The organism is Sinorhizobium numidicum, from assembly GCF_029892045.1.
Taxonomy (GTDB): domain Bacteria; phylum Pseudomonadota; class Alphaproteobacteria; order Rhizobiales; family Rhizobiaceae; genus Sinorhizobium; species Sinorhizobium numidicum.
In genome coordinates, this window is sequence record NZ_CP120367.1 from 2,092,142 (window position 1) to 2,111,781 (window position 19,640).

Here is a 19,640-nt window from a genome sequence, read left to right on the forward strand (position 1 = left end):
GCGTCGTTTTAGACGTGCAAAGGGTGAGACGCTGAATTCCGCTCAGCGTTCGAGCGAGAAGAACTTCAGCGCCTGCGGCGTGACGTGAACATAATTCATGTTCCGGTGCTCGCCCGTCGTGTTGCGATAGACATAGCCGCAGACCATCCGATCGATAAAATAGCCGCCGAACCGCTCGCAAAGGCGGCCGTCGCGAATCTCGATTGTGCCGGTAATACTGGTATTCGGGGTGCGATAGGCGGTGTTTCCGGCTTTGTCGAAGGCCTGGAAGAAGTCGGTGCCGTTCTTGTGCTTGCCGATCCAGGTCTTGTCGTCGACGAGGTGCTTGAGATCCGCGCCGCGGATGCGATCGGCCTCGGCCCCGGCGAAGCCGAAGGGCCATTCCGGAACGCCAGCCTGCTTAAGGCCGGTCAGGTGGTAGCGCAGGTCGTCCTCGTTCCAGTAGTCGTAGAGGTAACTGTAATAGGTGAGATTGGTATCAGGAAACACCTCCTTGAGCCTCTCGGTCTCGCGGGCCGCGCGTTCCCGATCACCATCATGAGCATAGGCGGAGGCGAGGTATTCGCGCGCCGGCTCGGCGTTCGGCAGGGCATCGCGCGCCGCCTCGATCAGCGGTATGGCGCGGTCGAGTTCGCGCGCCGTATAGAAGACGATGCCGGCGAGCAGGCGAAAGCTCGGAGGAGGAGAGGGATCGATCCGCAAAGCCTTCTCCACTTCGGCGACCGCCTGTTCGCGGTTGCCGGTGTGAGCGAGAATGAGCGCCAGGTTGCCATAGGCTTCGGCGTTTCCCGGCTGGGCGGAAACGGCACGGTTGGCGGAATCCAGCGCCTCCGTGACGCGGCCGTCGACAAGTTGCAGCAGCGCGAGCACGGTGTGGGCGCGGGCATTGTTCGGGTCGAGCTTCAAAGCTTCGCCGGCCGCGTCATAGGCGATCTTGCGCGCCACGGCGGCCGACCAGAGAAAGTTGTAGTCATTGCGCCAGACATCGACGGCTATCCGGGCGATACCGGCATGCGCATCGGCGAAGCGCGGGTCGAGATCGATTGCTTTCTGATAATAGGAGAGGGTGCGGCGGTAGGTATCGACATCGCTGTAGATGAGGCCCTCCTGTTCCGCCCTCAGATAATTGTCATAGGCCTCGAGATTATTGGTCGGGATACGTGCGAGCTGGTTGCGCTCGCCTTCGCTGAGCTTGACCGAGAGCGCCGAGGTGATCTTGCCGATGACATCGTCCTGGACAGCGAAGAGATCCTGGTACTGGCGATCGTAGCGCTCGGCCCAGAGAGACAGGCCGGTAAAGGCATCGATCAGCTTGACATTGATCCTCAGCCGCGAGTTCGCCTGCTGCAAGGAGCCTTCGAGGACGTAGTGCACGCCGAGATCGGAGGCAACGTCCTCAGCCTTTGCCGGCGTGTTGCGCAGTGCGAAAACCGAGTGACGGGCAATCACGAAGAGACCGGAGACCTTCGACAGCTCCGTGATGAGATCATCCGTCAGGCCTTGTGCGATGTGGTCCTGTTGCTCATCGCCGGTGACATTGATGAACGGCAGCACGGCAACCGACGGCTTGTCGGGCAGCGGATAGGCGAATCGTTCGATCGGCGATTGCGGCCAGATCAGCGTCCAGGGCTGCCACCACAGAGCCGCACCCATCAGCAGGAGCGCGCCGGCGGCAGCGAGTGGTACCAGCCAAGTGCGACGCCTTCGACGAGCGGGGGTCGTTTTGCCGGCCGCTGCGGGATCGAGAACGACGCGGTAGACGCGAACGGGCTCCGGAATATTCTTGATCGCCTGCTCGCCCAGCGAAACATAGCCGAAGGCGAGCTTCGTCTTTACATGGTCGTAGGCCATGCCCGAGATTGCGATCCCGCCGGGTTCGGCCAGACCCTGCAGCCGGTCGGCGATATTGACGCCGTCGCCGTGAATGTCGTCGCCTTCGACGATGACATCGCCGAGATTGATGCCGATGCGGAAGTCGATCCGACGATCGGGCGGCTCATCGGCGTTGCGTCGGTTCATCTGCCGCTGAACCTCGACCGCGCAGCGCAACGCGTCGACCACACTGTGAAATTCCACAAGCAGGCCGTCGCCCATGGTCTTGACCAGGCGGCCATGGTGTTCGGCGATGTGCGGCTCGAAAATTTCGTGGAGGTCCGCCTGGAAGCGGATGCGGGTATCCTCCTCGTCGATCCGGCTTAGCCGGCTGTAACCGACGACATCGGCAATCAGGATTGCTGCAAGACGGCGTTCCATGCCCGGCATTCCCGGAATGCGGGTTCATTCCCCTCGCAGATTACAGCAGGTGCGGGGCCGATGCCATTGCAGTAGGCTCATGAGCCGCCACGGACAAAAAAGAGCCCGCCATCAGGGAACGGGCTCTGAAAGATTGCGGTGAAATGGTACCAACATATTGGCGCAATCATTTTGCCGGAAACGTCGCGCCCGTCCAGTAATCCATTCGGGCTATATCGATCAGTATCCCCTCGGGGACTCGCCGCTAATCCGCCGAGTTCGGACTCTCAATCGGAGCTCGTTTCGAGCGAGCTCCGATCTAAATTGATACTGAAATCAATCGGTGGTTTGCCCAGTAATATTTGCCAGATCGACCGCTCCGGTCCAGTAACTTTTCAGGGCGATCTGTAACGAAGCACGATCGATTCTTGCGCGACACGCGCCGGTCCCGCTGCAATCGGAACCGGCCAGATCGCGAAGCGTTCTGTCAAGGCAACCGATTGTTCGATTCCGAAAGGAGAGCAAAATGGCGTATTCCGATGCGAACCCGATGCACCATACGCAGAAAATGAAGGGCGAGCTGAGCACCCTTATCGATCATCTGCGCGAAGACATAACCAAAGTCGACGATCCGCAGTTCAAGGCGTTGTTCGAGACCTCCGCGGAGGTGCTCGGCGGGCTGGTGAAAGCCTTCACCCATTACGAGCAGAAGAGCGAGGCGGCCTGGAAGTCGTAACGCCACAAGCTCTGAATAGTCCCTCGATAGTGATCCCAAAATCTCCGGCTTTCATGCATCAAGCACAGCCAGATCGAGGCGCCCGAGCCGGTCGGGATCGGCGAGCGCCTCGATCGCGGTGATCCTGCCGCCCTGGAGCGTGAGGGCAAGGACGACGCGCAAGCGTCCCTGCGGCGCGACCAGGAGGCCGATCGTGCCGTCGACCAGAGCGGGGAGCGCGCCTTGGGCGCGGCCCTTGAAGGTCTCGGCGACGGCGGCCGCGCCGCGGATCTCCGCCCGCGCCCCCATCCTGGCCGCGACCGCATCGGCGTGGAAAACCACGTCCGGAGCGAGCACTGCAAGCAGCGCGTCGAAATCGCCGCCGCGGGAGGCGGCAAGGAAGGCATCGACCACCTTTCGCTGGCGGTTAAGATCGGCAACAGGAAGTGCCGGGGCGCCGCGCACCCGGCGCCGGGCACGGCTTGCAAGCTGGCGTGCTGCTGCCGGCGTGCGCTCGACGATCGGGGCGATCTCTTCGAAGGAAAGATCGAACATATCGTGCAGCACGAATGCGATGCGCTCGGACGGCGTCAGCCGGTTGAGAACAACGAGCAGCGCCAAGCCGACGGCGTCGGCAAACAGCGCCTCCTGCTCCGGATTCATAGCCTCGGCATGGGCGCCGTCGGGTGAGGGCGCGGGAGAGGAAGGCGGAGTTTCGAGTGGCTCCTCCCGCCTCGACTTGCGCGTGCGCAGCATGTCGAGGCAGACCCGCGCCACCACGGTCGTCAGCCAGCCGCGAAGATTCTCCACATCACTCGTATCGGCCCGGCTGAGGCGCAGCCAGGACTCCTGCACGGCATCTTCCGCCTCGGTGCGTGAGCCGAGCATGCGATAGGCGACCGCCTTCAGATGCGCCCGGCTTCCCTCGAACTGCTCCGCCAGAAATTTTTTCTCGTCCATCGGTCACATTCCTCCGCTCGGTTCCGTCATGGGCATGACGAACGAAAGCCGGCCGATGTGACACGGGTGGCGTCGTCAGATCGAAAACCGGATGGCGAGCATCCGGCAAAGACACCCGAAGGAGATGGATTATGCAAGCCAGAATGAACAACATCGCGATGATCGTTCCGGAAGCCATGCAGGCACTGCAGGCGCTCGGCGCTTCGACCGAGAAGGGCGGTCTTCCGGAACTGACGCTCGGCCTCGTCCACCTGCGCGCCAGCCAGATCAACGGCTGCAGCGTCTGCGTCGACATGCATCCGCGGCAGATGAAAAAGGCAGGCGAGACGGACAAGCGCATCATGGCAGTCGCCGCCTGGCGGGACGCACCCTATTTCGCCGATGCCGAGCGGGCGGCGCTGGCGCTGACCGAGGCGGTGACGCGGCTTAGCGACCGGCCCGATCCTGTGCCGGATGAAATCTGGAACGAGGCGGCGAAGCATTATGACGAACAGGGATTGGCAGCGCTCATTATCCAGATCGCACTCATCAACACCTGGAACCGCTTCAACGTCGCCACCCGGCAGGTGGCGGGAGAGTGGGGGTGACCGGAGTTTTTCCCGCTGCACCAATCTGGCGAGCGGTCGCCCTACACTCCCTCATCCTTGTGCTCGTCACAGGGATGAGGGCCACGGTGCGTTGGCAAGTGAATGACACTTTGACGAGGCTGAAGAGGGGGAGAAGTCTCCCGCGCCGCGGACGCGGCGCTGAATCGTAAAAGTTTCATTAAATGCCAGAGGTTTTCCTAATCTTTTGTGAATTAGTTGATGCTTAATTAAGGAGATATTGTCTGTGTCGGGGGACGACAATGATAAACGCGAAGTTCCGTGTGCAACTTAAAAGGCTGGCGCGCGACCGGGATGGGAACTTCGCCGTGCTCGGGGCGATTGCCATCATTCCCATCATCGGGGCTGCCGCGCTGGCGATCGATTTTGCCGGCGCCTACCTGGAAGCCGAGAAGATGCAGGGCGCACTGGACGCCGCGGCGATCGGCTCGGTGCGGGCTTACGGGGAAGGGGCGAGCGAGGACGAGGCGTACGAGGCGGCAAAGAAGTTCTTCTGGGCCAACTACGCCCTGCCGCAGGATAACGTCGTCGAGCTGTTAGCAGCGCCCACGGAGCCTTCGACGCAAAACGCATTGACCGTGAAGCTCACGCGGAGCGTCAACGAAGACACCGCTACGGCCGAGTTCGGCTTCGATTATAAGCCGCTCTTTCTGGAGCGCCTGCCGCTGCAGATCCGGCGCCAGGCCGTTGCTGCGCGGGCAGCCGGGGCGGAGGCCTGCATCTTGGCGCTCAATGAGACCGCCGACCGAGCGTTCAATGTCAGTGGCAGTGCGGTGGCCGATCTGACCGGATGTTCGATCGTCTCCAATTCGAGCGACGATCAATCGATCTATGTCGGGGGAACCGGCAAGCTCAAGGCGGAATGTCTTTATGCGGCGGGCGGCATCTACGGCTCGCCCCAAGCCGTGTCGCTCGCTTGCGAGAGCGCCGTCGAAGGCTCGCCGCGCGTGCCTGATCCGTTCGCGAGCAAGGTGACGCCGAAAACGTCCGCCTGGGTAGATCTTTCCGGTTGCGGGCAAGGCTTCGTTGCGGGCGGCGGCGGCAACGGCGATTGCAACGGCACCGGCAAGACGCCGAAAGACACCGCCGGCTATGTCGTGACCCTGAAGCCCGGCACCTATGGAAGTCTGGAGTTCAAAGGCGCCATCAACCTTCAGCCGGGCAATTACATCATCGACGGCGGACGTCTCGAACTCGGCAGCCAGACTGTCGTGAACGGCCAGGGTGTGACCTTCTTTCTGATGAACGACGCCGAACTCACGATCCATGGCGGTGCCACCTTCAATATCTCGCCCGCACTCGATGGCGTATGGGCCGGATTCTCGATTGTCGCCGAACACGGAAATCAAGAGGCGGCGATCATCAACGGCAACAGCCAATCTTCGCTGACCGGGATCATCTATTTGCCTGATGTCGCCGAACTGCAATATGCCGGCAACGGCACGACGAGCGGCGAATGCATCAGGCTTATCGCCCAGCAGATCACCCTGATCGGCAACAGCACGTTCAAGATGGATTGCAGCGCGGAGCTGGCGAACACGCAGTTCAACTATCCGGGCGCCATTCGGCTGGTGCACTGAGGAGGAGCGTTCTACTCCCCACCGATCTCTGCTGCCGCGCGGGATTTTGTCCCCGCTGTGCTATGCTGCAGGTCGAGAGATCAATGGCGAAACGCCTGGACATGCTCTCAGGGAGGAACCAATGGAAACCCCGGTTTCACTGCACCCATATCTCGATAGTGGCCTTCCCAAGGGAAGCACATCCTTCAGCGGGGGCACGCTGGTCTGCGACTGCAAGGACCGTCCGGTCAAAGTCCGTGTGAACAGCGGCATCGCGCACAATCACGCCTGCGGCTGCACCAAATGCTGGAAACCGGCGGGCGCGACCTTTTCCATCGTCGCCGTTACGCCGCATGAAAACGTCACCGTTCTCGAAAACGGCGACAAGCTTCATATCGTCGATCCGACGGCGCTGATCCGTCGCCACGCCTGCCAGGAATGCGGCGTACACATGTATGGGCCGGTCGAGCGCGAGCATGCGTTTCAAGGGCTCGATTTCATTCATCCGGAGAGGTTTGAGGAGACCGGATGGCCGGAACCCACCTTCGCGGCCTTCGTTTCCTCGATCATCGAGGCTGGCGTCGATCCTTCCAAGATGAATTCGGTGCGCAATCATCTGAGGCAGATCGGGCTTGAGCCCTATGACTGCCTGTCGCCGGAACTCATGGATTATATCGCCACCTGGACGGCGAAGAAGAGCGGCGTGCTGGCGCAGTAGAGCGGCGTCGTACTGCATGTTTCCTTAAATCGGAGCCGATTTAGGGATAAAAACATGCAGCAATTGAAAGTGCTACAGCGACCTTTGTGCGTCTGAAAAGACGCACGGCGCTGTAGAGCTTAAATCGGCTCCGATTCAAGGAAACGTGCAGTAGGCGCCGACCGGCTCGTTCCCAGTGCGGCGCCGAACTGCGATGATTTTTTGCATCGGCAAAAATCATGAATGTTGTCAATGTGTTGACGTGGGAACGCGGACCGAGGCCGCACGCGCGCTTCTTCAGCGTGGCGTTGCCGGCGGCAGCACTGCGACCACGCGATTCTTATCCTTGAAGGCCTCCGGAAACGCGTCTTTTTTGCGCGGAAAACAGGCTAGGCGGCACGTAAACGCGCGCATTTCTGCATGAGGCGCGGCCTTTGCCACAATTTCGCTTCACCTGACCGGCAAAGTTCGCCCGCTATCCAACGGCTGGCAGGGGAATTCCAGATCTCGCATAGCGAACGCCACCGGGTTGGGGCACGGCCATTGCGGTTCGCAGGTCGGCTGCAACATCGAACCGAAAATCGAGAGATCGATTTTCGGTGTTACAACTCTGCGCGTCTTTTTTGGACGCGCAGAGGAGCTGTAACACTTTGAACTGCTGCATAATTCTATCCTTAAATCGGTTCCGATTGAGGAATTATGCAGGAGGCGATGGGCAGCCTCAAAGCGCTAGAGAGTCTTTCGTGCGTTTTAACGAAGGCGTGGTGCAAAATACTGTAGCACCTCCCGCCTAGATTCAAGGACGCTCTAGCCCTTTGATTCCGAAGCATTTTATCCGCGTTCAGGATGTTCTCCTGGGCGCGGTGGGCTCTGTGCGTGCAAAAAATGCCGCGCGCACTGCGGAAGGGCGAATTTTCACAATGGACGGAGGCGAAGAGGCGGGCGCATGCCGGCATGAGGCCAGGCTGCGCATCAAGGAGACCCAACTATGAAGGTTGTAGCGTTTCTGACTGCGGCATTTGTCGCGCTTACGTCACCGGAGACAGCGGCCGCCGGCATGCTGTCGCAAGCCCAGCAATTTGCGGGGCTGCACGAGGTCAAGAATAACAAACGGCTTCGTGCGGCGCTCGGCATCAACCCGGCGCGCACGCCATGGTGTGGCCATTTCATGGGGATGGTCGCGCGAAAGGCCGGTCGCAGGCCGCCGGAAAGCTATGCCATCGCGCGGTCCTGGCTGCGGTTCGGCGCGCCGGTGCGGCTCTCCTACGCGCGCCCGGGCGACGTCGTCGTCGTCAGGGCGGGCCGAAGCTATCATGTCGGCATTCTTTCGGAGTTGTCGAAATCGACCGCGCGCGTCATCGGCGGCAATCAGTCCGGGCGCGTCCAGCTGTCGCAATTCAGCCGCGGACAGGTCGTCGCCGTCAGGAGATAGCTGCCAAAAATGCTCAGGGGGCTTGGATGAAGTAACCGCCGCGACAGTTGCCGCGGCGGCGCTCTTCAGTCTGCGTTAACCAAATCAATCTAGGGTTGCCCTGACCTATCAGCCATGCCTGGCATGAATGCCGGTTTCCGTATGAGGGATCGTCCGCGTGATTGCGGAGCCGCCCTGAGGAACAGGCAATGACCTCCATACCGTCCGTCGCCGGCAGCACCGCCGCGCTCATGATCCTGCAACAAAGCAGGGTGGGAGAGGACTAGCCAACGAGCACGACCGATGCGTTGCTGGAAGCGAGTAACAAGGTTTCGAGCGAGGCGAGCGGCGCTCAGACGCAGGCGGCCGCCTCCATCAACAGCGCCTTGCTGGACATTGCCGAAAAGCAAAATGCCGTCGTTTCGATCGCACTGAAGTTCATCGACTCCGACAAGTTCAAGTCGAGCGATCCGACCATCAAAGAGACACTCAAGAAGGTGATCGCGGCAAACCGCGAGGCCTTCGCCGCGAGAATCACGGATCAGCAATCGAACTCTCCGGAAATGTCGATGGAGGAGGCGATTGCCAACGCGATCACCATCACGATCAGGAGCAATCGCGACCGGTTTGCGGACGGCGAGATCCTTGTCGGCTACAAGGTTCCGACCGGTATCATCCTGTACAACGTCGCCGATATCACCGGCTACAGTTCATCCCGCTACATCGAGGACGACCTGGAGGAGGCGGAGGGCGCCTTCCGGCAAGCCGCTCGCGGACTTGCGGAGGCGGAGGGCGATCAGCTTTACTGGGCGGCCAGGGGATCATGAAATCGCCTCGGGCTTCTATAAAGAGACCCAGAAGGCGATGTTGGACTGGAACAATACGTGGCTGCGGACATTCGGCTGGCTTGAGTAAGGCTCTGCGGCAAGCCCGCGATTCGGGGATCCAGACAAGGACGTTTTTCCGTTCGGCGCACGAGATATGAAAACTTGGTCCATTCCAATGAGTTAGCGGGATGGCAGCGGAAAACCGCTTTGCACTTTTCCCGATCCCGCTCTACAGCGCCGCGCGTCTAATTAGACGCGCAAAGGTCGCTGCAGCACTTTGACACGGCTGCATGATTTTGTCCTTAAATCGATTCCGATTTACGGAATCATGCAGTAATCTCCGCGGCACCTCACTCGCGGAATTGCCTGATGTCGCTTCGCCTTGCCACCTTCAACGTCGAAAATCTGATGAGCCGCTTCGATTTTTCCGGCTTCCGCAACCAGCTCAAGCAGGATCGGGTGCTGAGGCTGTTCGATGTCCGGAGCGAGGCCGAGTATCAGCGGCTCGAAGAGGCGCGCACCATCGCACATACGGACGACACGCGGCAGATGTCGGCGCTCGCCATTGCCGATTGCGATGCCGACATCCTCTGCCTACAGGAGGCCGACAACATGGCTGCCTTGCAGGCCTTCGAATACGGCTATCTCTTTCGCATGGTCAGCAACGGTTATCGGCAGAAATACCTGGTCGAGGGCAATGACACGCGCGGGATCGACGTGGCCGTGCTGATGCGGGAGGAGACTCGCGACGGACAGAAGATCGAGTGCCTGGAGGTGAAGAGCCATGCGGGGCTTACCTATGACGACCTCGATCTTTTCAACGACGAGCTGGCGGCGACCAATCGGCCGCGCGACCGCATCTTCAAGCGCGACTGCCTGGAATTGGATCTGCGCATCGGCGGCCGGCCGCTGACGCTCTATGTGGTGCACTTCAAGTCGATGGGCCCGGCGCGGGACGGGCTCGACGGTCGTCAGGCGACGATGGCCTTGCGGATCGCCGAGGCAAAGGCCGTGCGTCACATCGTCGAGAACCGCTTCGGCCGCGGCCACACCGCTGACAAGATCTTCGCCATCTGTGGCGACATGAACGATTACCAGGAGAAGGTCGACGTCCTCGGCGACCGGCGCAACGGCTACGAATTCGTGCCGCGGGAGGAAGCGGCGAGCGCTCTCGACGTCTTCACGACGGACGGTTTCGCCGAAAACCCGATGCTGCGACGGCCGGTGCTCGACCGCTGGACGCTGTTTCACAGCCGCGGGCCGCAGGAGCGGCACCTCTGCCAGCTCGACTATATCTGGCTCTCGCCGGCGCTTGCGCGCCGCAATGCTGCGGAAGTCCCGGAGATCATTCGCGCCGGCCAGCCCTACCGCACGATATTTCCGGCGGGCCAGGAGGTCGAGCGCTATCCGCGCACCGGCTGGGACCGGCCCAAGGCCTCCGACCACTGCCCCGTCGCGATCACTCTGGATATCTGACCATGGCCCTTCTCGAAAGCAACCGGCAGCACTGGCCGGCCGAAGGCACGATCTTCCCCATCTCGGAGATCGACATCGAGGTCGCCGGAGAGCCGCATCCGTTTCATCTCGCGCAGGCGGAGAGGGCACGGGAAAACTGGCGCCAAGAGATCGCGGCCAACCCGCATCTCTTCGACGGAAGGATGGTCCTGCAGCGGGCGATCCGCATTACCGACGGGCGTATCGCCGCCACCGGTCATATCGTTCCCTATTCGACCTTTCTCTGGTGGCGGAAGACGAGGACGCAGAGCGCCTGCCATATCTTCGGCATGCCGATGCTGCTTTCCGCCGACGGCGCGATGATCGCGATCCGCATGGGCGGACACACGGCCAATGCCGGCCGCGTCTATAGTCCCGGCGGCTCGCTGGAACCGGAAGACATCGTCGACGGGCGCTGCGATATCGCCGGCAATATCGCGCGCGAAGTCAAGGAAGAGACGGGCATCGCCCTTTCCGAGGCAATCGCCGAGCCGGGCTACCACGCCATCCACATGAACGGCACCGTCACCGTTTTCCGCATCTTCCGGCTGGCGGCGACGGCGGACCAACTCGTCGCCCGGGTGGCAGCGCATGTCGCCTCCGACCCGCATCCGGAAATCGACGAGGCAGTGGCGATACGCTCACCGGAGCCGGCGGCGCATAATTACCCGGATTTCATCCCGCCGATCCTCGAGTGGCTTTTCGCGCGGAGCAGTCGGTAGAGCGGATCAAGCCGTCCTGATGCGGCGGCGCGCTGCGGAACGGCTTTCGAGCTCCTTGAGAAAAAGCTAATATCTCGCACGTTGCACGTGGAGAGCAGGATGGCGAAGGAGCGGGTCGAACGGCGGCTTGCCGTCATTATGGCCACGGACATTGTCGGCTATTCGCGGCTGATGGAGGCCGACGAAACCCGCACCCTTGGAGCAATAAAGCGACTGCAAGCTTGCATAGTCGCGCCCAATATTTCCGCTCGCGGCGGCCGTATCGTCAAGCTCATGGGAGACGGTTCCCTGGTCGTCTTCAACTCCGCAGTCGACGCGGTGGACTGTGCGATATCGCTTCAGAAGAAACTGGCTTCCTATCAGAAAGACCTGGCGCCGGACGATCGCATCGTTCTCAGGATCGGGATCAATCTCGCCGACGTCGTGATCGACGGAGACGATTTGCTGGGAGACGGCGTGAACATCGCCGCCCGCCTGGAAGCATCGGCCGAGCCGGGCGGCATATGCATCGCCGATGTCGTTCATCGGCAACTTGGCGGAAAGAGCCGTTCGGCCTTTCTGGACGGTGGCGCGATATCGCTCAAGAATATCGCCCGGCCTGTCCATGTCTGGCATTGGAAGGATGCGCCGATCGTCCGACCTTCGGCATTGTCCGCACTTGCGCGAACGTCGATCGCCGTTTTGCCTTTCGAGAACCTGAGTGGCTCGCCGGACCAGACCTTCTTCAGCGACGGCATTACCGAAGACATCATCGGCGGACTTGCCCGATTTCGCTCGCTTTCCGTCATTGCTGCCAGCTCGTCCTTCAGCTTTCGCGACAAGAACGCGGGCCTGAAGGAGATCGGCAGGAGGCTCGGCGTCACTTATCTGGTCGAAGGAAGTATTCGACGGTCGGGCGAGCGCATCCGTATAGCGGCGCAGCTTATCGAGGCCGCCACCGGAACGCATCTATGGTCGGAACACTACGACCGCAACCTGACCGATATCTTCGCCGTTCAGGACGAAGTGACGCGGATGATCGTTTCCACCCTGGTTGGGCAGATCGAGAGTGCCGACCTTCGCCAGGCACTCTGCAAGCCGACAACGAGCCTTGCCGCCTACGAGCTCTACCTGCGCGGTCTCGTCCATCTTCGGAGCTATGGCCCCGACGATAACCGGCAAGCCTGTGCCATGTTCGAGGCGGCACTCCAACGCGATCCGCAATTCGCGCTGGCGCACGCCCATCTCGCCCTGACAAGGATCGCGCTGCATGGCTACGGCAATGCACCGCCGGATATTCTCGATGAGGCGCTGGCACTTGCGCGAAAGGCGGTTTCTCTCGATGAAGGCGAGAGTGGCTGCCAACGCATGCTGGCGCTCATCCACGTCAATCGGCGCGAGTTTGAACTGGCCGAACGACATTATCGCCGCGCCTACCAGCTCAACTCAAACGACGCGAACGCACTGGTGCAGATGGGCGGCCTGCTCGCGCGGCGCGGCAAGCTCGATGAGGCGATGCAATGGATCAATGAAGGATTCAGGCTCAATCCGTTCCCGCCGCCATGGTACAGCGCCGCGCTTGGCAACGCGCTCTATATCCTCGGCCGATACGAGGAAGCCGCGGCGGCGCTCAAGGAATTGCCCAATCCCGGGCCGTTCACTTGCGCCCGCCTGGTCGCCTGCTACGCGCAGGCCGGCAATGCGAGAGCGACCGAGGAGGCGAGGGCGCAACTTCTGAAAGTGTGTCCGGATTTTTCGACGGAAGATTTCATCAGGCGGGGTCTGCTGCTGGAACGTCCGGAGCAACTGGATCTGTTCCGCCAGGGACTGCTGAAGGCGGGATTGCCGGAGTGAAAAGCGGCCGCCCCTAAGGAACGACGGGACGCGGGCGGAAAACCGCTTCGCACTTTTTCCCTGGTCCGCATTCCTGCACTACTAGCTAGCTGTGGAGCCTCAACAGGTTGTTCCCGGTCAGACCGAGTCGGCTGATGGGTGGTTTTGAGCCGATACTGCCATGCGGTCTATGCCAATTGTAGCGGTGAAGCCATCGCGGCAGTTCGGCGGTGCGTTCGTCTGAGGTGTTGTAGGCGCGAGCATAGGCCCATTCGCGCAAGCTTGTCTGAATGAAGCGCTCGGCTTTCCCGTTGGTCCTGGGAGTATAGGGCTTGGTGAAGATCTGGCGCAGGCCGAGACGCTTGCAGGCTGCCCGGAAAGTCTTTGACCGGTAGCAGGAACCGTTGTCGGTCATCACGCGCTGCACTTTGACGCCGAGACTGGCGTAATAAGCAACGGCGGCCTCAAGGAAGGCGACAGCGCTGTTCTTGCGCTGGTCGGGCATAACTTGGACGAAAGCGACGCGCGAGGCATCGTCGATGCAGACATGGACGCACTCCCAGCCGATGCCGGTGTGACGGTTGACCATGCCAGTTTGTCGTCCGGTGATGCGGTGTCCGACAGAACCGATCCGGCCGAGCTTCTTGATATCAAGATGGATGAGTTCGCCGGGATGCTCCCGTTCATAGCGGCGCACGGGCTCCGGCTCCAACGCGCTCAGCTTATTCAAGCCCAACCGGCGCAGAATACGGCTCACCGTCGCTGGCGAGACGCCGGCCTCAGCGGCGATCTGTTTGCCCGTCCAGCGCTGGCGGCGCAGCCGTTCGATCGTTTCGATTATCGCCGCAGGCGTCGGCCGGCGCAGTCGATGGGGCCGGGAGGAGCGATCATGCAATCCTGTCAATCCTTCGCGGCGATATCGGTCTATCCACTTCCGAATGGTCCGCAGGCAGACGCCTGCGGCTTTGGCCACGGCCTCCGGCGTCTGCCCGCTCTCGACCTGCCTTACAATTCGCTCTCGACCGCGCGGCGTCAGCCGCGCATTCTGGTGGATGTTCATCCGGTCCTCCGAGAATCACTGAAGCTTCGACAACCTCAGCTTTCCCGGTCTGGGCCGGATGGACAACCTACTGAAAGCTCACAGCTAGCAAAGGCGGCGAGCCACGTTGCAAGGTTATGGATGCCTACAGCACCGCGCGTCTTTTCAGACGCAAAAGAGTCGCTGTAGCACTTTGAATTGCTGCATGTTTTATCCTTAAATCGGTTCCAATTTAAGGATAAAAACATGCAGTAGCGGCCGCTTTGCGACGGCGCCGCTCCGGCTTTACATTTCTTTACATTCGCCCGGAACGCTCGAAACGTTGCCCGTTTAGCTTTCCTCCATTGCAGCAGGTGCTGCGGAGTGAAAGGAGACCAACTATGGAAAATGAGGACAAGAACCTGGCGAGCCGGAGCGCCGGCAAACCCGCTTCGAAAGGATGGGGGCGGCGCGCCGCGATCGGCGGCCTCGCAGCCGTCGCTGTTGTCGGCGCGGTCGGTCTTGCAGCCGCGCGCAGCGACGATTTCGGCTTCGGCATGGGCCGTTTCGGCATGGGCGGCCATGTAATGCACGCGCATATGGGAGGTGGCGGCTTTATGGAACACCGGATCGGCTCAGTGCTCGACGAAATCGATGCGACGTCCGAGCAGGAAGACAAGCTTTGGGAGATCATCGACAACGCGCGCGCTGAGATGAGGCCGACCTTCCGGGACTTCCGCGAGACGCGTGAGGAGGTTATCGAACTCCTCGGCGCGCCGACCGTCGACCGCGCCGCCGCCGAGAAACTGCGCAGTGAGCGCATCGCGGCGATCGACGAGGCCTCGCGCAAGATGACGACTGCGCTCCTCGACGCCGCCGAAGTGCTGACGCCGGAGCAGCGCGCCAAGCTCGTCGAGCATTTGAAGGAGCGCAGGGGCCGCGGCCGGTAGTAAGACTGAATCGGCCACTGCATGTTCCTTAAATCGGATCCGATTTAAGGATAAAAACATGCAGCAATTCAAAGTGCTACAGCGACCTTTGCGCGTCTGAAAAGACGCGCTGCGCTGTAGGCGACCGAACGGAGCGCAACAGATGGCGGAACGGGTCTTGATTGTTGACGACGACACGCGCCTGTCCGCCATGCTCTCCGACTATCTCTCCGGAAATGGCTACACCGTCCACACCGCGGCGACGGCCACGGCGGGCCTCACCGACCTCGGCCGCCGTGCGCCGGACGTTGTGATCCTCGACGTCATGCTGCCGGACCTTGACGGCTTCGAGACCTGCCGGCGCATGCGCGCGGTCTCAGACGTGCCGATCCTGATGCTCACAGCCAAAGGCGAAGAGACAGACCGCATCGTCGGGCTGGAGCTCGGAGCCGACGACTATCTGCCCAAGCCCTTCAATCCGCGCGAACTGCTGGCGCGGCTGAAGGCGATCCTGCGCCGCCGCAACGGCAGCGCGGCGGTTTCGCGCGTCCTGCGCTTCGGACGGCTGGAGATCGATCCGGGATCCCGCTCAGTCAGGATCGACGGCCGGGAATGTGCGCTGACCAGCTATCAGTTCGACCTGCTTGTGGCGCTTGCCGAAAATGCCGGCCGCACTCTTTCGCGCGAGCAGTTGATGGACACGGTCAAGGGCGAGGAGTTGGATGCGTTCGACCGCTCCATCGACGTGCATATCTCGCGCATCAGGGCGGCCATCGAGAGCGACCCCAAGCATCCGAGGCGCATCATCACCGTGCGCGGCGCCGGCTATGTCTTCGCCCGCTTCCAGGACGACGAGAGATAGAGCGATGCGCAGCCGGCTGTTCCTAAAAATCTACCTGACGCTGCTGGCGAGCCTTGCCGCGGTCGCCGTCGCCAGTGCGGCCTTCGTGTGGCTGGGACAGGGCGAGGAGGAGTCCAGTTGGCAGAACCAACGCGCGCGGTTCGTCGCCGCGCTGGTTCCGCCCGACATGGACCAGCGGTCGGTCGAGGCGACGCTGGAGCGGTTTTCACGGGCTTTCGACGCCGACATAGCGGTATACGATCCGCGCGGCAGACTGATCGCCAGCGCCGGCCGGCCGCTCCCGCGCGACATTCTCGAGGGCCCCTGGCGCCACGGCAGAGGCAACTTTCACACGATGGTGACGGAGTTGCCCGATGGTCGCGCAGTGGCCGCGCGCATGGCGCAGCCTTTCCGGCCGTCCGGCCGCAATCCGCTCGCCTATCTGGCGTTGATCGCCGGCGTCATCGGGCTCGCCGCCTATCCGGTGGTGCGTCACCTGACCCGCCGGCTGGAGCGGTTACGCGCGGGCGTAGATGCCTGGGGCAGGGGTGATTTCGTGGCCCGCGTGCCGGCGGACGGCAGCGATGAGGTCGCGGCGGTGGCGAAGAGCTTCAACAAGGCCGCCGATCATGTCGAGCGACTGATCAGGTCACACCGCGCTCTGCTCGCCAATGCCAGCCACGAATTGCGCTCGCCGCTTGCGCGCCTGCGCATGGCGATCGACCTCTATGAACAGGCGCCGGACGAGAACCGCAAGGAGGAGATCGTCCGCAACCTCGCCGAGCTGGACACGCTGGTCGAGGAGATCCTGCTGGCGAGCAGGCTCGACCATGTCGAGAGTCTCGATGCGCCCGAGTCCGTCGATCTCCTGGCCCTGGTCTCGGAAGAAGGGGCGCGCAACGGCGTCGAGGTCTCCGGCACGCCCGCGACTGTCACAGGCGATGCGCGCCTGCTCGGCAGGCTGGTGCGCAATCTCATGCAGAACGCGCTGCGCCACGGCGGCCCGCCTGTCACCGCCACGGTCGCGCAGGCAGACAGTACGGTGGAACTCACGGTCCGCGACCACGGTCCGGGCATACCGGATAGCGAGAGCACCCGCGTTTTCGAGCCGTTCTACCGGCCCCCGGGGCGCAGCGAGACCACAGGCGGCTGGGGCTTGGGGCTGGCTCTGGTGCGCCAGATCGCCGAGCGCCACGGCGGCGCGGTCCGCTACGAAGCTCCGTCAGGCGGCGGCGCCTGCTTCGTCGTGATGCTTCCAGTGCATCGGGCCGCCCGAACGATGAACTGAGGTGTCCGCAGTGCCGCCCTTCGGCGCTCTGGCTGCGAATTTCCGAATTCGACCCGTTGACGACCTTGATCGTCGCAAATTTCAGCGTCCAAAACGAGGTCGGGAACCTGACCTTCAGCGCGAGAGCATTCGGCAGCGCTCTCGCGTGCAGTCATTGGCGACACTTGCGTCTCGTCACTGCCTTCACGGACAAATTCGGCTCCGAGGGCTTGCCCGCCGCGGAAAAGGCGATCGACATTGTCGCGCGCTCGGTGAGGACCTCGTGATGCCGTTGGTCGTCTGGCACCAATCCGCCAATGCCACCGGAAGCCGAAACTCGCTGTCCGTTATTATAACGAGGCGCCCAAGACGGCTCGCGAAAACGGGCAACCCGCAGATGCTTTTGCCGTGCTATGATGGGTTTGCAGGGCTTAATTCCGGTCTCGTCACTATGGCAGGGGCCGAATGCTGCTTTGCCCCGGCGTAGGAAGTTTGCGCCCAGCACGGCTCGACCCGAAGCGCTAGTCGTGTTGCCTTTTCTCGACTGATCAGAGGCAAGGAGGTTTGTCCATGTCTTCTTCGCGTTCTGTCGACCATCCGCTACAGCCTGGCGACCGGGCACCGAATATTGTGCTCGATGCGATCTCACGAGAAGGCAAGATTGCCCTCGATGATTTTCGCGGCCGTAGCCCGTTACTGGTCGGCCTGTTTCGAGGCCTGCATTGTCCGTTCTGTCGGCGCCACGTCGCGGCGATGGCGCAACTCAACCCGGCCCTGAAGGAGAGAGGCATCGAATGTCTCGCAGTGGTAAAGACGCCGGTCGAACGGGCGCGGCTCTATTTCCGTTACCATCCGGTACCCGATCTTCTCGCCGCATCCGACCCGGAGGGGGCTTCGCACCGCGCCTTCGGCTTACCCATCCTCGAGTTCACGGAGAATGAAACCGAATGGCCGCACAAGATCGGTATGGACTTGATCATGACAATGCGGATCGACCTGCCGGGAGAGTTGCCCGAGCCGATGAACCCGGCTGCGGCGGGCGACCTTCTCGAGAAAAAGGACGGATACGAAATTACGAAGGCTGACCAGCAGATTATGATCGCCGGTCACATGCCGCTGATCGGTGAGTTCCTGCTCGATCGAGAAGGAGTTGTGCGCTGGAGCTTCACGGAAGCTGAAGAGGGAGGTCGAAATGTGTGCCGGGGTCCGAATCCCGAAGAATTGATGTCGGCAGCCTCCCAAGTCGTACATTGATAGCATTCTGCAAAACTTGCGCTACGATTAGCGTATCTGACTCCGTGGGTTGTCCCGCGGGACGACGTCCGCTGCTTGCCGCGATGACGTCGTTCCAACAAGCGACCTTCACGGCGAATTTCCACCCTTCTGCGACGGTAGTGAACGGGAAAAATCGACCAAAAGCGTCATCCGCCGATAGCGCACGGAGTTTCCGGTGCTGGCTCCAAAAGCGGAAGTGACTCACGGATCTGGGCAGCGAGTGCGGTTAAAGTGGATTGCCGCGCTCCTCTTTGATGGCTAAAAGCGATGTCGACATTCATGTGGAGGACATCGCCGTGGCGAACGCAGGTAAAATCGCAATTCTCTTCGGTCTTCTGGCTGTGATAGCAGCAGGCCCCGTCCGAGCACAGGACGGCAAAACCCTCACGATCACCGACGATCGTGGCGTGAAGGTGGAGGTCCCGCTTCAGCCGAAGCGCATCGCCTCGATTTCCTACTTCGCGGATGACGTAGCTCTTGCTCTTGGCATTAAGCCCGTGGCGAGCACCTACATGACGGCCGGACGCGAGCCAGACTTCCTCCTCGGCCTGACGGCAGGCATGAAGCAGATCGGCCAGCGCGCCAAACCGAACCTGGAACTCCTTTCGGAAGCCAAGCCCGACCTGATCGTCGCCATCCGGCGCTATACCGTCGGGAACGCGCCGCAGCTTGAGCAGATTGCCCCCTACGTCGCTTACAATATGGAGCTCTTGGACGGGAGTGACCGTGAAATCGCCGAGCTTTCGAGAATCCTCGGAAATCCCGAGCGCGGCCTTCAACTGAACAAGGAGTTTCGCGAGCATCTGGCGGAATTTGCCGCAAAGGCTCCAAAGGACGTGCATCCGCGCTTCGCGATCATGTGGGGTGGCGAGACGCCGTTCGCATTCCATACCGAAAACACGGCAGCATCCATCGTTGCGGCGATTGGTGGCGAAAACATCGCTGGAAACATGACCCCCGGCGGCGAATTCGGCGTCGATCTCAGCCTGGAGACCATGCTCGAGAAAGACCCCGAAGTCCTCTTTATCTACGACTCGGGTCCTGACCGGCCGCATGAGGACAACCCGATTTGGCAGGAACTGACGGCAGTCAAGAACAAGCGGGTGTTCTACGTCGGCGACCAGTGGGTCGAGACCAATGGTCCGATCTCCCGCGAAATCGTTCTTCGCGAGGCCGCTCACTACCTCTATCCCGACGTCTTCCCCGTCGTGGATGTGAGGGCGGAAGCCGCCAAAATCGTGCCGGCCGAGGCTCAGAAATAACAGACGACTGATCG

17 protein-coding genes are annotated in these 19,640 nt (G+C 61.5%); 14 read left to right on the forward strand and 3 right to left on the reverse strand.

Going from position 1 to position 19,640, the window contains the following annotated elements; all coding sequences use genetic code 11:
- Positions 1-42: 42 nt before the first annotated feature.
- Positions 43-2,253 (reverse strand): adenylate/guanylate cyclase domain-containing protein, encoded by a 2,211-nt coding sequence (locus tag PYH37_RS09950; RefSeq protein ID WP_280731259.1) that lies wholly within the window; start codon positions 2,251-2,253, stop codon positions 43-45.
- Between the two features lie 505 nt (positions 2,254-2,758).
- Here PYH37_RS09950 and PYH37_RS09955 point away from each other — a divergent pair.
- Positions 2,759-2,968 carry a hypothetical protein gene (locus PYH37_RS09955; protein ID WP_280731260.1) on the forward strand — a complete coding sequence of 70 codons (210 nt, stop codon included), beginning with the start codon at positions 2,759-2,761 and terminating at the stop codon, positions 2,966-2,968.
- A 51-nt stretch (positions 2,969-3,019) separates the two neighbouring features.
- Here PYH37_RS09955 and PYH37_RS09960 read toward each other — a convergent pair whose 3' ends face one another.
- Complete coding sequence (locus PYH37_RS09960) at positions 3,020-3,907, reverse strand: sigma-70 family RNA polymerase sigma factor (protein WP_280731261.1); 888 nt, start codon at positions 3,905-3,907, stop codon at positions 3,020-3,022.
- Between the two features lie 131 nt (positions 3,908-4,038).
- On the opposite strand from PYH37_RS09960, the gene PYH37_RS09965 reads away from it, so the two are divergent.
- The 8 genes from PYH37_RS09965 to PYH37_RS10000 all read left to right on the forward strand — a co-directional run bounded on the left by PYH37_RS09965 (position 4,039) and on the right by PYH37_RS10000 (position 13,055).
- Complete coding sequence (locus tag PYH37_RS09965; protein ID WP_280731262.1) at positions 4,039-4,494, forward strand: carboxymuconolactone decarboxylase family protein; 456 nt, start codon at positions 4,039-4,041, stop codon at positions 4,492-4,494.
- A 260-nt stretch (positions 4,495-4,754) separates the two neighbouring features.
- Positions 4,755-6,092 carry a pilus assembly protein TadG-related protein gene (locus PYH37_RS09970; protein WP_280731263.1) on the forward strand — a complete coding sequence of 446 codons (1,338 nt, stop codon included), beginning with the start codon at positions 4,755-4,757 and terminating at the stop codon, positions 6,090-6,092.
- 121 nt (positions 6,093-6,213) lie between these two features.
- Positions 6,214-6,789, forward strand: coding sequence for an S-(hydroxymethyl)glutathione synthase (gfa, locus tag PYH37_RS09975; protein ID WP_280731264.1), 576 nt, complete (start codon positions 6,214-6,216; stop codon positions 6,787-6,789).
- A gap of 967 nt (positions 6,790-7,756) precedes the next feature.
- Entirely contained in the window at positions 7,757-8,200 is a 444-nt protein-coding gene (locus tag PYH37_RS09980) for an NlpC/P60 family protein (RefSeq protein ID WP_280731265.1), read from the forward strand.
- Between the two features lie 287 nt (positions 8,201-8,487).
- Positions 8,488-9,006, forward strand: coding sequence for a hypothetical protein (locus tag PYH37_RS09985; RefSeq protein ID WP_280731266.1), 519 nt, complete (start codon positions 8,488-8,490; stop codon positions 9,004-9,006).
- Between the two features lie 369 nt (positions 9,007-9,375).
- Positions 9,376-10,482 carry an endonuclease/exonuclease/phosphatase family protein gene (locus PYH37_RS09990; RefSeq protein WP_280731267.1) on the forward strand — a complete coding sequence of 369 codons (1,107 nt, stop codon included), beginning with the start codon at positions 9,376-9,378 and terminating at the stop codon, positions 10,480-10,482.
- Positions 10,483-10,484: 2 nt separating this feature from the next.
- The gene (locus PYH37_RS09995) at positions 10,485-11,222 is read left to right on the forward strand and encodes an NUDIX hydrolase (RefSeq protein WP_280731268.1); all 738 of its coding nucleotides are present in this window, start codon (positions 10,485-10,487) and stop codon (positions 11,220-11,222) included.
- A 99-nt stretch (positions 11,223-11,321) separates the two neighbouring features.
- Entirely contained in the window at positions 11,322-13,055 is a 1,734-nt protein-coding gene (locus PYH37_RS10000; RefSeq protein ID WP_280731269.1) for an adenylate/guanylate cyclase domain-containing protein, read from the forward strand.
- An 85-nt stretch (positions 13,056-13,140) separates the two neighbouring features.
- On the opposite strand, the gene PYH37_RS10005 is transcribed toward PYH37_RS10000, so the two are convergent.
- Positions 13,141-14,094, reverse strand: coding sequence for an IS481 family transposase (locus PYH37_RS10005; RefSeq protein ID WP_280731270.1), 954 nt, complete (start codon positions 14,092-14,094; stop codon positions 13,141-13,143).
- Positions 14,095-14,453: 359 nt separating this feature from the next.
- Between PYH37_RS10005 and PYH37_RS10010 the strand changes: the two genes are divergently transcribed.
- From PYH37_RS10010 to PYH37_RS10030, 5 genes are all read left to right on the forward strand, one after another.
- Complete coding sequence (locus PYH37_RS10010) at positions 14,454-15,002, forward strand: Spy/CpxP family protein refolding chaperone (RefSeq protein ID WP_280731271.1); 549 nt, start codon at positions 14,454-14,456, stop codon at positions 15,000-15,002.
- 142 nt (positions 15,003-15,144) lie between these two features.
- Positions 15,145-15,843 (forward strand): response regulator, encoded by a 699-nt coding sequence (locus PYH37_RS10015; RefSeq protein ID WP_280731272.1) that lies wholly within the window; start codon positions 15,145-15,147, stop codon positions 15,841-15,843.
- A 4-nt stretch (positions 15,844-15,847) separates the two neighbouring features.
- On the forward strand, positions 15,848-17,110 hold the full coding sequence (locus tag PYH37_RS10020) for an ATP-binding protein (RefSeq protein WP_280732467.1): 1,263 nt from the start codon (positions 15,848-15,850) through the stop codon (positions 17,108-17,110).
- Between the two features lie 549 nt (positions 17,111-17,659).
- The gene (locus PYH37_RS10025; protein WP_280731273.1) at positions 17,660-18,343 is read left to right on the forward strand and encodes a peroxiredoxin-like family protein; all 684 of its coding nucleotides are present in this window, start codon (positions 17,660-17,662) and stop codon (positions 18,341-18,343) included.
- A 275-nt stretch (positions 18,344-18,618) separates the two neighbouring features.
- A complete protein-coding gene (locus tag PYH37_RS10030; protein WP_280731274.1) occupies positions 18,619-19,626 on the forward strand; it encodes an ABC transporter substrate-binding protein in 1,008 nt (335 codons plus the stop codon).
- The last annotated feature ends 14 nt before the right edge of the window (positions 19,627-19,640 follow it).